9 protein-coding genes are annotated in these 13412 nt (G+C 72.0%); 7 read left to right on the forward strand and 2 right to left on the reverse strand.

The features are described from left to right. Positions 1 to 7: 7 nt before the first annotated feature. Complete coding sequence (locus ACWD0A_RS20330; protein ID WP_451299958.1) at positions 8 to 1789, reverse strand: 3-hydroxyacyl-CoA dehydrogenase family protein; 1782 nt, start codon at positions 1787 to 1789, stop codon at positions 8 to 10. Between the two features lie 333 nt (positions 1790 to 2122). On the opposite strand from ACWD0A_RS20330, the gene ACWD0A_RS20335 reads away from it, so the two are divergent. Beyond that, complete coding sequence (locus ACWD0A_RS20335) at positions 2123 to 2689, forward strand: adenylosuccinate lyase (protein ID WP_451299960.1); 567 nt, start codon at positions 2123 to 2125, stop codon at positions 2687 to 2689. 102 nt (positions 2690 to 2791) lie between these two features. Here ACWD0A_RS20335 and ACWD0A_RS20340 read toward each other — a convergent pair whose 3' ends face one another. Further along, positions 2792 to 3823, reverse strand: coding sequence for an Rv2578c family radical SAM protein (locus tag ACWD0A_RS20340; RefSeq protein ID WP_451299962.1), 1032 nt, complete (start codon positions 3821 to 3823; stop codon positions 2792 to 2794). Positions 3824 to 3963: 140 nt separating this feature from the next. Here ACWD0A_RS20340 and ACWD0A_RS20345 point away from each other — a divergent pair, with 140 nt between their 5' ends. The 6 genes from ACWD0A_RS20345 (at position 3964) to ACWD0A_RS20370 (ending at position 13383) form a co-directional block, all read left to right on the forward strand. Further along, positions 3964 to 4407 carry an SRPBCC family protein gene (locus ACWD0A_RS20345; RefSeq protein ID WP_451300067.1) on the forward strand — a complete coding sequence of 148 codons (444 nt, stop codon included), beginning with the start codon at positions 3964 to 3966 and terminating at the stop codon, positions 4405 to 4407. Positions 4408 to 4619: 212 nt separating this feature from the next. After that, positions 4620 to 7019, forward strand: coding sequence for an MFS transporter (locus tag ACWD0A_RS20350; protein WP_451299964.1), 2400 nt, complete (start codon positions 4620 to 4622; stop codon positions 7017 to 7019). Between the two features lie 188 nt (positions 7020 to 7207). Next, on the forward strand, positions 7208 to 9601 hold the full coding sequence (locus tag ACWD0A_RS20355) for an ATP-binding SpoIIE family protein phosphatase (protein WP_451299966.1): 2394 nt from the start codon (positions 7208 to 7210) through the stop codon (positions 9599 to 9601). Between the two features lie 185 nt (positions 9602 to 9786). Continuing rightward, positions 9787 to 11031, forward strand: a complete 1245-nt coding sequence (locus tag ACWD0A_RS20360) for a hypothetical protein (RefSeq protein ID WP_307712589.1) — start codon at positions 9787 to 9789, stop codon at positions 11029 to 11031. Continuing rightward, on the forward strand, positions 11031 to 12626 hold the full coding sequence (locus ACWD0A_RS20365; RefSeq protein ID WP_451299970.1) for a substrate-binding domain-containing protein: 1596 nt from the start codon (positions 11031 to 11033) through the stop codon (positions 12624 to 12626). Before ACWD0A_RS20360 ends, ACWD0A_RS20365 begins: the two co-directional genes overlap by 1 nt. Further along, positions 12610 to 13383: a hypothetical protein gene (locus ACWD0A_RS20370; RefSeq protein WP_451299972.1), complete on the forward strand. Its 774-nt coding sequence runs from the start codon at positions 12610 to 12612 to the stop codon at positions 13381 to 13383. The genes ACWD0A_RS20365 and ACWD0A_RS20370 overlap by 17 nt, the downstream gene beginning before the upstream one ends. The last annotated feature ends 29 nt before the right edge of the window (positions 13384 to 13412 follow it).

Below are 13412 nucleotides of genomic sequence, written 5' to 3' on the forward strand. Positions count from 1 at the left end.
GTCGGGATCAGCGCCGGGCATGTTCGCGGAAACCGCGACCCGTCTTGCGCCCCAGGCACCCCGCGGCCACCAGGTGCTCCAGCAGCGGCGCGGGCGCGAGGCCCGGGTCGCGGAACTCCTGGTGCAGCACCTTCTCGATGGCCAGCGAGACATCGAGGCCGACGACGTCGAGCAGCTCGAACGGGCCCATCGGGTAGCCGCCGCCCAGCTTCATCGCGGCGTCGATGTCGTCGAGGGTGGCGTAGTGCTCCTCGACCATCTTGATCGCGTTGTTCAGGTACGGGAAGAGCAACGCGTTCACGATGAATCCGGCGCGGTCGCCGCAGTCCACCGGGTGCTTCCTGATCCTCGTCGTGACCTCGCGGACCGTCGCGTGGACGTCGTCGGCGGTCAGGACCGTCCGCACGATCTCGACCAGCTTCATCGCCGGCGCAGGGTTGAAGAAATGCATCCCGATCACGTCCTGCGGCCGGGAGGTGGCGCGTGCGCAGGCCACCACGGGCAGCGAGGAGGTCGTGGTGGCCAGCACCGCGCCCTGCTTGCACACCTTGTCGAGCGTGGCGAACAGCTGCTGCTTGATCTCCAGGTCCTCGGCGACGGCCTCGACGGCCAGATCGACGTCGGAGAAGGCGTCCAGCGAGCCGGCGGGCGTGATGCGCGCGAGCGTGGCGTCGCACGCCTCCTGGGTCATCCGGCCCTTGCTCACCGAGCGGTTCAGCGACTTGGTGATCAGGCCCTTGGCGTTCTCGGCCTTCTCCAGGCTGCGGGCCGCGAGGACGACGTCGTAGCCGGCCTTGGCGAAGACCTCCGCGATTCCGCTCGCCATGGTGCCCGAGCCGGCCACGCCGACCGAGCGGACCTCACGGCCCGCGGCGGCCGCGGCCGCACCGAGCGGCGTGAGCGCGTCCGTGACGACCTCGGCCGAGCCGGGGGCGGCGTACGTGTAGAAGCCGCGGCCCGCCTTGCGGCCGGTCAGGCCCGCCTCGCTGAGCTGCCCCAGGATCGGCGCGGGGGCGTGCAGCCGGTCGTGCGAGGCGGCGTACATCGCGTCCAGCACGGTGCGCGCGGTGTCGATGCCGATCAGGTCGAGCAGGGCGAGCGGGCCCATCGGCAGTCCGCAGCCCAGCTTCATGGCGGCGTCGATGTCCTCGCGGGAGGCGTACCGGGCCTCGTACATGGCGGCGGCCTGGTTGAGGTAGCCGAACAGCAGGCCGTCCGCGATGAAGCCGGGCCGGTCGCCGACCGCGACCGGCTCCTTGCCGAGGTCGCGGGCGAGGGCGGTGACGGCCTCGACGGCCTGCGGCGATGTCAGCACCGAGGAGACGACCTCGACCAGCTTCATCGCCGGAGCGGGGTTGAAGAAGTGCAGACCGAGCACGCGCTCCGGGCGCTGGGACTCGGCGGCGAGCCGGGTCACCGACAGGGCGTTCGTGCCGGTGGCGAGGATGGCGTCCGGGCGGACCACGGCGTCCAGCTCGCGGAAGACCTGCTGCTTGGCCTCGTACGACTCCGGCACGACCTCGATCACGAGGTCGGCGTCCGCCGCGGCCTGCAGGTCGGAGAAGGTGCGGAAGCGTGCGAGGGTGTTGCGGCGCTCCTCTTCGGTGATCCGCTCGCGCTCCACGGCGCGGGCGGTGGAGGCCTCGAGGGCGGCGACCGCCTGGCGGGCGGCGGCTTCGCTGACGTCGATGCCGATGACCTCACGGCCGGCGCGGGCGAGGACCTCGGCGATGCCGGTGCCCATGGTGCCGAGACCGACCACGGCGATGGTGTGCAGAGGGCTGTCCATCGGGGGACTCCAGGGATGAGTGACGACTGATGAGGAGCGCGCGCGGAGGAAGCCGTACAGGCGTGGGAACGCCAACGGGCGCATGGCGCACGGGTATTCGCGTGGGCCGACGGACTCTGTCCCGTGTCACGTCGTACTGATGGCAGAACTGCCGAACCGACTTCCCCCATAGCCTTCGGCATGGGGGTGCCACCAGCCGCGGCTGCGTCACCAGGCCGCGGCGGGTGCGGGGGTTACCCGCTCACATGAGATTAACTTGCGGGTAACGAGCGCGCCACCCCTCGGGGGGTGTGATCTGGATCGCCGTGCCGGCCCGCCGATACCCTGACCGCCATGGACGAGGAGTTGCGGTCGCTCGCGACACGGCTGCGCGACGAGGCGGGCGGCGGTCCGGCGTACGAACGGCTGCTGGCCACCTCGGACCGGGAGGAGCTCGCTGCGGTCCTCACCGAGCACGAACGCCCCCTGTGGGCGCGCGAGATGGCCGCCTTCCGCCTCGGCTGCGCCGGTGACCGGCGGGCCTTCGAGTCCCTGGTCCTCCTGCTCAACCACCGCGACCCCGAGCGGTGCGTCTCCGCCGCCCACGCGCTCGGCCGGCTCGCCGACCCCCGCACGCCGCGCGCGGCGGCCGCACTCGCCACCAACGAGCTGCGGGTCGCGTACGCGCTGGTGCCGGTGCGGCTGCTGACCCGGCTGCGGGCGCCCGAATCGGTACCGGCGCTGATCACGGTCCTCGGACGGCGGCTCGCCCCCGGCGATCCGCACTGGCGGGTCGCCCTCGCCTGTGTGGAGGGCCTCGGCGCCCTCGGCGACCCGCGCGCCGGCGAAGTGCTGCGCGGGGCCCTTTCCCATCCGCGCCTGACGGCGGCGGCCTCGGCGGCCCTGGCCCGGCTGGAGTGACGCCCGGGGTGCGGTGGGCGCCGGGGGCGCCGTCCGGCGAGGGCGCGGCGGCGCCGTGCGTCGGCGCGGACGCCGGGTCATGGGCTCATCCTCGCCCGTGATTCACAACAGGGTCAGCTGGGTGGGCTCCGGGACCGACGGCTCCGGGCGCACCGGCAGGCGGCGGTGGCCGCCGGGCCGGGCCGAAGGGCCGATCCCGAACTCGGCCGCCAGTTCGTGCACATGGCGGGTGATACGGCGCTGGTACCACTTCGGGGCGTACGCGCCCTCCGCGTACAGCCGCTCGTAGCGGGCGATCAGGTGCGGATGGTGTTCGCGCAGCCAGGCCATGTACCACTCGCGGGCGCCCGGCCGCAGATGCAGTACGAGCGGGGTCACCGAGGTGGCGCCGGACGCGGCGATCGCGCGGACGGTCGCCCGCAGCTGGTCCGGGTGGTCGCCGAGGAACGGAACGACCGGCGCCATCAGCACGCCGCAGCCGATCCCGGCGTCGGTCAGAGCGCGTACGACGTCGAGCCGGCGCTCGGGCGAGGGCGTGCCCGGCTCGACGGTGCGCCACAGCTCGCGGTCGGTGAAGCCGACCGAGACGGAGATGCCGACCTCGGTGACCTCGGCGGCCTGCCGCAGCAGGTCGAGATCGCGCAGGATCAGCGTGCCCTTGGTCAGGACGGAGAACGGGTTCGCGTGGTCGCGCAGCGCCGAGATGATGCCCGGCATCAGCCGGTAGCGGCCCTCGGCACGCTGGTAGCAGTCCACGTTCGTGCCCATGGCGACATGCGCGCCCTGCCACTGGCGGGAGGCGAGCTGACGGCGCAGCAGCTCGGGGGCGTTGACCTTCACGACGATCTGGGAGTCGAAGCCGAGTCCGGTGTCGAGGTCCAGGTAACTGTGGGTCTTGCGGGCGAAGCAGTACACGCAGGCGTGCGTGCAGCCCCGGTAGGGGTTCACCGTCCATTCGAACGGCATCCGGGAGGCTCCGGGCACCCGGTTGAGGATCGAACGCGCGCGGATCTCGTGGAAGGTGATGCCCCGGAACTCCGGGGTGTCGAAGGTCCGGGTGGTCACCGCCGATGCCCCGAACAGGGCGGCTTCCCCGCTGGTGGCGGGTCTGTCGGCCAGATTGTCCCAGCGCATGGGGGTGCCTCCTCGCTCGCTCCGGGCTCCAGAATAGAACACCTGTTCCCATGATCGCCGCAACCGTGATTTGGGAGGGCGCGCGGGAGGTGATTGGCTAGCGGAGCATCCCGATGGAGCGACTGCTGGAGGAACAGGACATGGCGCAGGTCGAGGCCACCACGGAACGGATCATCTCGGCGGACGCGGAGACGGTGTTCGACGCGCTGGCCGACTACGAGGGCACCCGCGCGAAGCTCCTGCCCGAGCACTTCAGTGAGTACGAGGTGCGCGAGGGCGGCGACGGCGAGGGGACCCTCGTCCACTGGAGGCTCCAGGCCACCAGCAAGCGCGTCCGCGACTGCCTGCTGGAGGTCACCGAGCCCACCGACGGCGAGCTCGTGGAGAAGGACCGCAACTCCTCCATGGTCACCACCTGGCGGGTCACCCCTGCCGGTGAGGGCAAGTCCAAGGCCGTCGTCACCACCGTCTGGACCGGCGCCGGCGGCATCGGCGGCTTCTTCGAGAGGACCTTCGCGCCCAAGGGACTCGGCCGGATCTACGACAGCGTGCTGGACAGGCTCGCAGCCCACGTCGAGAAGTAGCCTCACCGGATCGGGTGGTTTTCCCCGCGGTCCGCACATGCGTCCCCGGCGCACCGGGTCGCGGGAAAGCCCCTGATGAGCGCCCCAAGTGCGCCTCGTGCACGCCCTGTTGGGGAGATCTCGAACGCCCTGCCGGGAGTGCGCCCGACTTGCTCCCCCTTCATGCGCAATGCGAAGAATGACGCCGCGCAGCGTGACGAGGGGAGCAGGACGTGAGCGGCAGCACTCTGGTGAAGGACGAGCAGCCCGCCGCCGGTCCGGCGGACCCGCCGCCTCCCGTACCCGCCGCGCCGGAGCCGCTGAGCCCCCGCCGCGTACGGCTCGTCTTCATGAGCCTCATGCTCGCGCTGCTCCTGGCCGCGCTCGAGCAGATGATCGTCGCCACAGCGCTGCCGAAGATCGTGGGGGAGCTCCAGGGCCTGGACCGGATGCCCTGGGCGATCACCGCGTATCTGCTCACGGCCACGATCGGCCTGCCGGTCTACGGAAAGCTCGGCGATCTCTTCGGCCGCAAGGGCGTGTTCCAGTTCGCCATCGTCGTCTTCGTGATCGGGTCGGCACTGGCCGGCTGGTCGCGCAGCATGAACGAGCTCATCGTCTTCCGCGCCGTCCAGGGCGTCGGCGCCGGCGGCCTCATGATCGGTGTGCAGGCGATCATCGCCGACATCGTCCCGGCACGCGAACGCGGCCGGTTCATGGGACTCATCGGCGCCGCCTTCGGACTCGCCTCCGTCGCGGGGCCTCTGCTCGGCGGCTTCTTCACCGACCATGCGTCCTGGCGCTGGTGCTTCTACTTCAACGTCCCCTTCGGGCTGATCACGCTGGCCGTGGTCTCCCTCGTGCTCAAGCTGCCGAAGCCCGCCGCCCGGGCCCGGCTCGACGTCCTCGGCACCCTGTTCCTCGCCGCCGCCTCCACCTGCCTCGTCCTGCTGACCAGTTGGGGCGGCACCGAATACGCCTGGGACTCGCGCGTCGTCCTCGCCCTGGCCGCGGGCGCCGCCGCGAGCACCGTCCTCTTCCTCGTCGTCGAGCGCTTCGCGCCCGAACCGCTCATCCCGCTGCGGCTGTTCCGCGACTCCGTCTTCACGCTCACGTCCCTCGTGGGAGCGGTCGTGGGCATCGCGCTCTTCGGGGCGGCGAGCTACCTGCCCACCTTCCTGCAGATGGTCGACGGCGCCAGTGCCACCGAGTCCGGCCTGCTCATGCTGCCGATGATGGGTGGCATCGTCGTCGCCTCCATCGTCTCCGGCCAGCTCATCAGCCGTACGGGCCGCTACCGGGTCTACCCCGTCGCCGGCAGTGCCCTCTCGGCCGCGGGCATGTGGCTGCTCTCCCGGCTGGAGGCGGACACGCCGCGCCTCGAGTACAGCCTCTGGCAGGCGGTCCTCGGCATCGGCATCGGACTCGTCATGCCGGTGCTGATCCTCGCCGTCCAGAACGCCGTGCCGCCCGCCGACCTCGGCACCGCCACCAGCGCCCACAACTACTTCCGGCAGATCGGCGGCAGCGTCGGCGCCGCCGTCTTCGGCACCCTGTTCGCCGACCGGCTCACCGACGCGCTCGCCGGCCGTGTCCCGGCCGGCGTCGGCCTGCCCGACCCGGAATCGATCACCCCGCAGCTGGTCCACGCCATGCCGCCCGCGCTGCGCGAGGGCTACATCCAGGCGTACGCGGACGCGATGCCGCGGATCTTCCTGTACCTCGTGCCGGTGCTCGTCCTCGGCCTCTTCCTCGCCTTCTTCCTCAAGGAGAAACCGCTGGTGTCCCACAACGCCTCCACCGCCGAGCCCGCCGCCGTCCCGCACGCCCGCACCGCCGTGCGGGCCGCCCCCGGACCGGCCGCCGCCCCCGTCGCGGGCGTCCCCGTCTGCGGCACCGTGCAGCACCACGACGGGAGCACCGTCCCGCGCGCCGCGCTCACCCTCATCGACGTCCAGGGGCAGCAGATCGGCCGCGGCGCGAGCGGCGAGGACGGCCGGTACGCGCTGAGCGTGCCGGGCTCCGGCTCGTACGTGATGATCGCCGCCGCGGGCGGCCACCAGCCCCAGGCCGTGACGGTCACCGTCGGCGAACGGCCCGTCGAGCTCGACGTCGTGCTCGGCGGAGCGGGCCGGCTCGCGGGCGTCGTCGTCACCGCCGACGGCTCCCCGGTCCGCGACGCGGCCGTCACGCTCACCGACGTGCGAGGCGAGGTCGTGGCCTCCACCCGCAGCGGCCGGGAGGGCGGCTACGTGATCAGCGAACTGGTCGCGGGGGAGTACACCCTCGCCGCCAGCGCCCCCGCCTTCCGGCCGGCCGCGCACCCCGTGAGCGTGCAGCCGTCCCGCGAGACCCGCCAGGACATCGAACTGGCCGGCGGGGCGGTGCTGCGCGGCACCGTGCGCGCCGGGGACGGCCGGCCGGTCGACGACGCCCGGGTCACTCTCCTCGACGCGGCCGGCAACGTGGTCGACACGCTCACCACCGGACCGGACGGAATGTTCCGCTTCGTGGACCTGTCGTCCGGCGAGTACACGGTCATCGCGGCCGGTTACCCGCCGGTCGCCACCGTGCTCCAGGTCGCGGGCGGCGGACGCACGGAACGCGACCTCCAGCTCGGGCACGCCGACTGAACCGGTCCCGGCCCGCGGCAGGGGGCGGCGCACTCGGCCCGCCCGCGCCGCGGCCGGACCGGTGGAGAGCTTGACCGACGTCAATTGTGCGCGGGCGCACCACCTGTTGGGCCGTTGCCCGGCGCATGCACCACACAGCGCCGTACCGTGGTGACAAGGTCCCGGATCCGGGAAGGAGCGCTCCGCCCATGGACAGTGGTGTTCCGTCGGCCCCGCCGCAGGAGTACGCGGCCGCGGGGCGGATTCCGCTTGCGGTGGTCGTCGTGGACGGCGACGGCCTGGTGTCGCACTGGTCCAGCGGCGCCCGGCGTCTCTTCGGCCCGGCGCGCGAGGCCGCGATCGGCCGTCCCGCCGTCGAACTGCTGCCCGTCTTCGGAGCGTTGGCGGCCGACGCCGCCGACGACTTCGTCGACGGCTACGGCGGACAGGCCCTGCACGGTGCCCTCGGCGGCCTCACCGACTACCCGGCGGCGGGCCGCGCCCGGCTGTCCGATCCCGGCCAGGACCGTATCGACGTGCTGTGGTGGGCCTACCCCATGGTCGGGCCCGGCAGGGAACGGCTGGTCGTCCTCGCGGCGGACGCCGGCCAGTTCGCCGGAGCGGACGAGAGCGTCGAGCGCATCGCACCCGGCTTCGCCCTGCACACCGACTTCCCCGGCTTCGGCGAACTGGCGCGCGGGCTCCCCGAGATCATGCCCAGCATGAGCGTGCGCGAGTCGAACCGGATCGTCTCCCAGATCCTCGACCTTGGCTATCCCGTACTGGAGTTCAGCCACCACGACCGGGTGCCCGTCACCCCTGACTGGGGAGTGCCGCGCAGGGCCGAGCGCCTCGCGCGCCGCCGTGCCGCCGAGGAGGCCGTCGCGGCCGGGCATCCCGTGGACGCCGCGGATCTGGAGCAGGACCTCGAGTACGCGGCGGTGCGCGAGCGCCTGGAGTTCCTGAACGAGGTCAGCGGACGCATCGGCTCCTCCCTCGACCTCGCCCGCACGATCCACGAGGTCAGCGCCGCGGTCGTGCCCCGGTTCAGCGACGTGGCCTGCACCTACCTGCGGGAGGAGGTCGTCGCCGGCGAGGGCTTCTCGGAAGGGGAGCCCGACGCGACGACCATGTGGCACCGTGTCGCCTTCGAGCACGTCGACGAGCCGGGGCGCTGGGACGACGTCGTGCCGGTCGGCGAATCCATGCCGTTCCCCGCGCACACGCCCTTCTTCCAGTGCATGATCACCGGCGAGCCGGTCCTGGTGCCCCGCATCACCGAGGAGATGGGCACCGCGATCGCCGAGCAGTTCGACAAGCGCGACATGCGTCCGCTCATCAACGGCCGTTCGATGCTCATCGCACCGCTCAAGGCGCGCAACGTCGTCCTCGGGTGCATGATCCTGCTGCGCCACCCCGAGCGGCCCGAGTTCAACGACATGGACCGCGTCACCGGCGCCGAGCTGGCCGCCCGCGCCGGACTCGTGATCGACAACGCGCGCATGTACACCTACCAGGAGAACGTCGCCGAGACCCTCCAGGACTCGATGCTCCCTCAGGTCACCCCGCGCATGGCCGGCTGTGACACGGCCACCCGCTATCTGCCGGGCACGCTGCTGGGCCGGGTCGGCGGCGACTGGTTCGACTCCGTCAAGCTGCCCGGTTCGCGTACCGCGCTCGTCGTCGGCGACGTCATGGGCCACGGCCTCAACTCGGCCGCGATGATGGGCCAGCTGCGCACCGCCGTGCAGACCATGGCCGCCCTCGACCTGCCGCCGGAGCAGCTGCTGCGGGGCCTCGACGACCTGGCCCAGCGCATGGGCGAGCACTACCTCGCCACCTGCCTCTACGCCGTGTACGACCCCATCCGCGGCGAACTGCACCTGGCGAACGCGGGCCACATCCCGCCCGTGATCGTCCGCGCCGAGGACGGCCGCAGCGAACTTCTCGACCTGCCCACCGGAGCTCCGATCGGCGTCGGCGGCGTGCCGTTCGAGAGCGTCCGCGTGCCCGTCTCGCCCGGCGACCGGCTGGTGATGTGCACGGACGGCCTGGTGGAGGTGCGCGGCGAGGACATCGGCGTGGGCCTCGCGACGCTCTGCGAGTCGGCCGCACACCCGGCCGCGTCCATGGACGACGCCTGCGACACCATCATCCGTGCCCTCAACACCCGCGGCGGCCGCAAGGACGACGTCGCGCTGCTGATGGCCCGCCTGAACGGCATCGAGCCCGATTCGGTCGCCACCTGGGAGCTGTCGCTCGAGCCGCGCGAGGCTGCCCGTGCCCGCCGGCTCGTCCGCGGACAGCTCGCCGACTGGGGGCTCGACGCGCTCACCGAGACCGCGGAACAGCTCGTCGGCGAACTCGTGGCCAACGCTGTGCGCCACACCGACGGTCGGCGCGCCGAGCTGCGTCTCGTACGGGCCGGGACGCTGCTGTGCGAGGTCGCCGACGAGGACCACACCCTGCCGACGCTGCGCGGCGCACGGCCGGAGGAGGAGGCGGGGAGGGGCCTGCGCGTGGTCAGCGCCCTCGCGCGGGAGTGGGGCACGAGCCGTACGGCGCGGGGCAAGACGGTCTGGTGCGAACTGTCCCTGCCGTGACGGCCCGGCGGGCGGGTGCCCGGGGCGGATGGGCCGATCCGTCCGAAGCCGTCGTCCGTCCAACAGGCTTTTCGACAGGGGGAGTCGAACCGTTCACCTGACGGTGGCAGTGAGGTCTCCGGGGAGTCATCCGGAGGCGAAAGGATGTTTCTTGAGGTGACGCCGGGGACGAGGGGGAGGCGCCGGTGGAGGTCGGGGAGAGACGGACAGCCGAGGAACCGCGGCTGGGCATCAGACGGGAGTCACGCTCGTCCTGGTCGCGGCGCAGCTTCCTGCTGACGGTCCTCCCGCTGCTGGCCGCCGTGCTGACGGGCACGACGGTGCTGGCCGTGTCGGGGAACATCCTGCTGCCCCTCGAACGGGTCGTCACGCTCGAGGGGAAGATGGCCTCCAAGCGTGACTTCTTCGAGGACGAAGAGGTGCAGCGCATCCTGATGAAGCATCACATACGGGTGCACATCACCAGCTCGGGCTCGCGCGAGGTCGCCGTCCACGACATCTCCTCGTACGACTTCGTCTTCCCCTCCGGGCAGCCCGCCGGCGACCTGATCACCGGCGAGCGCGCGGCGGCGAACCGGTACGCCAAGGTCCACCGTCCGTTCGTCAGCCCCATCGCACTCGCCACCTACCGCGAGTACGCCGAGACGCTCGCCGACGCGGGCATCGCGACCGCGCAGCGGGGGCCCGGCTCCGACCAGCCGTTCTACTACGTGCTGGACATGCAGAAGTTCCTCCAGCACATCCACGACAAGCGCCGCTGGAACGACATCGGGGTCCGGCGGCACGGCATCACCAACGCCAACCGGATCGTCGCCCAGACCCCCGACGTCTGCGGCTCCAACTCCGCGGGAACCTACCTCGCGCTGGTCGCCTTCACCTGGAACGGCGGCGGCGACGAGGTGCCGGACACGGACCGGGAGGCCGACGAACGCGGCCGGGACATCCGGCACCTCATGGAGCAGGGCCTCCCCGCCGCCGACGTCTTCCGCACCTACATCTCGCCCGAGGGCAAGAACATCGCCCCGGTGGTGGTGGCCTACGAGCACCAGTACCTCGCCTACCAGGTGCAGTACCGCAACCGGTACGACAAGCCGGACGCACAGCGCGTGCTGCTCTACCCGTCCGGACAGTTCGTCACCCAGCCGCAGTTCATCGCCCTCAACAGGGACGGCGACCGGCTCGGCGAACTGATCACACGCGACCCGGAGCTGCGGCGCCGCGCCATGGAACTGGGCTTCCGCATCCTCGACCCCACCGGCCACGTCGCGGGCGACCAGCTCACCGGCTTCCTCCGGGAGCGCGAAGTCCCCGCGCCCGCCATCGACGGCGACGACACCAGGTCGGAGATGCCCCGGCTGCGCTTTCTGGAGCGCATGATCTCCGCCGTCGGGGACTGCCCCGCCGCCGACGTCGCATCCGGGCAGCCCTGATGGCGGCGCCCGGCCGCGCGACCAGGCTGGTCGCCCTGTGCCTGGCGGCCCTGTGGCTCGCCACGACCACCGCCTGCTCTCCGAACCGCCCCGACCCGGTCACCCTGAGCGTGCTGGCCAGCACGGAACTCGCCGACATGGCGCCCCTGCTGGACGACCTGCGCCGCGAGACCGGCATCAGGCTGCAGATGGACCACCGGGGGACGCTGGACGCCAGCAACGAGCTGGCCGGACCCGGGCCCCGTCGGCACGACCTGGCGTGGCTGTCGTCCGACCGGTACTACCTGCTGAGGGCCAAGGCGAACGGTGCGAGCGGCGAGAAGCCGCTGGCGACCAACACCATGCGGTCGCCCGTCGTCATCGGCATGAAGCGCGCCGTCGCCGACCGGCTGCGCCGGAACACCCCGGACGGCCAGATCTCCTGGTCCGACGCGGCCGACGCCGCCGCCGACGGCTCCCTGCGGTTCGGGATGGCCGACCCGCGCCGCAGCAACAGCGGCCTCGCCGCGCTCGTCGGCGTGGCGACCGCCGCGGCCGGCACCGGCACCGCCCTGCGCCCGGCGGACGTCTCCTGCGACCGGCTGCGCGGCTTCTTCACCGGACACGCGCTCACCAGCGACGCCTCGGGCTCGCTCGCCGACGGCTACGTGGCCCGCCAGGGCGAGCTGAACGCCCTGATCACCTACGAGTCCGAACTGCTCGTGCTCAACAGGAGCGGTCGGCTCCGCGAACCGCTGGAGATCGTCTATCCCAAGGACGGGATGGTCCTGTCCGACTACCCCCTGCTCCTCCTCGACCCGGCCAAGCGCGCCGCGTACGACCGGCTGGTGGAGTGGCTGCGCAGCGAACCCGTCCAGCAACGGATCATGGAACGCACCATGCGCCGCCCGATCGACCCGGCGGTGCCCCGCATCGCGCCGCTGCGCGAGGGCGTCGGCAACGCGCTCTACTTCCCCGACGACCAGAGAGTCGTCGACCGGCTCCTCGCCGACTACGGGGACCCGCACCGCGACCGCACCGCCCAGGTGATCTTCCTGCTCGACTTCTCCACGTCGATGCGCGGGAAACGCATCGAACGGCTGCGCGCCACCTTCGACGGACTCGCCGGCGCGGACGACTCGCCCTCGGGCAAGTTCGTGCGGTTCTACCGGGGCGAGACGCTGACCGTGATGCGCTTCGGCGAGCGCGTACTGGACGAGCGCAGCGTCACGTACGAGGGCCAGGACGACCTGGACCGCCTGCGCGGCTTCGTCGCGTCCGACGACTTCGACGACAGCACCGCCGTCTGGTCCTCCCTCGAGACCGCCTACCGCAGCGTGTCCACGGCCCTGCGGCAGCGGCCGGGGCGCAACGTCTCCATCGTTCTGATGACGGACGGCGAGAACAACACCGGCATAGGTCTCGACGCCTTCGTCCGCCGCCACGCGCGGCTGCCGGAGGAGACCCGCGCGGTGCGCACCTACACCGTCCGCTACGGCGAGGCGGACGACGAGGAACTGGACCGGGGGGCACGGGCGACGGGCGGCCGCATGGTCGACGCCACCGGCCGTTCCCTCCTCAGCGCATTCAAGGAGATCCGTGGGTGTGTTCACTGAGGCATGGTGGGGTGTGTGGTGGCCCTGGATGCTCCTGTGGCTGATGACGGCCGCGGGCGCCGCTGTGCTGCTCGTCCTGACCGTGAGGCGGCTGGTCCGGGGCGGACGCGGCGGCCGGGACCTGACGTACAGCATCTGCTTCTACCTGCACGACCGGTCCGTCATGGACCACTACCAGATGCGCGGCTACGCGGCGGCGCTGCGCAAGGAGGTCGAGCAGCGCACCAGTGACAGCAAGGACGGCAGCGTACGGGCGAAGGTCTTCGGGCTGAGCGCGGGCGGCGGGCGCAAGGACAACAGGGAGATCGTCAGCAAGTACATGGAGGTCGCCGAACCGATCTCCGTCATCGGCGTCATCATGGACGTCCTGGAGAAGAAGGACGTCATCGTCCATGTCGACCTCGTGGGGGAAACAGTACGGCGCAACGCCGCGCTCGCCCGCGCGCTGGCGAACGATCCCCGGTCCGGCGCCTCGCCGGCGCAGACCGTGCGGCTGCGCGACATCGAGGACTTCGTGCTCATCCGCGGCCGGTTCCGCAAGATCGGCGAATCGCCCGAGTCCACGGTGCTCCTCGCCCCCTACGGCGACACCGACGACCCGTCGTCCGGTCCGCGGGTCCGCGTCACCTGCGCGACCGAGGGGCTGCGCAACGAGGTCCCGCAGGGCACGTTCTCGGCGCGCTGTCTGGGCAAGGTGCAGGACTGGAACGCGGCCGACTCGGTGCTCGAAGTGCAGGCCATGGCCATCTTCCGATAGTGTCCGCGCGCAGCAGGGCCGTCCGGAGG

Source organism: Streptomyces sp. NPDC002867 (assembly GCF_053591895.1).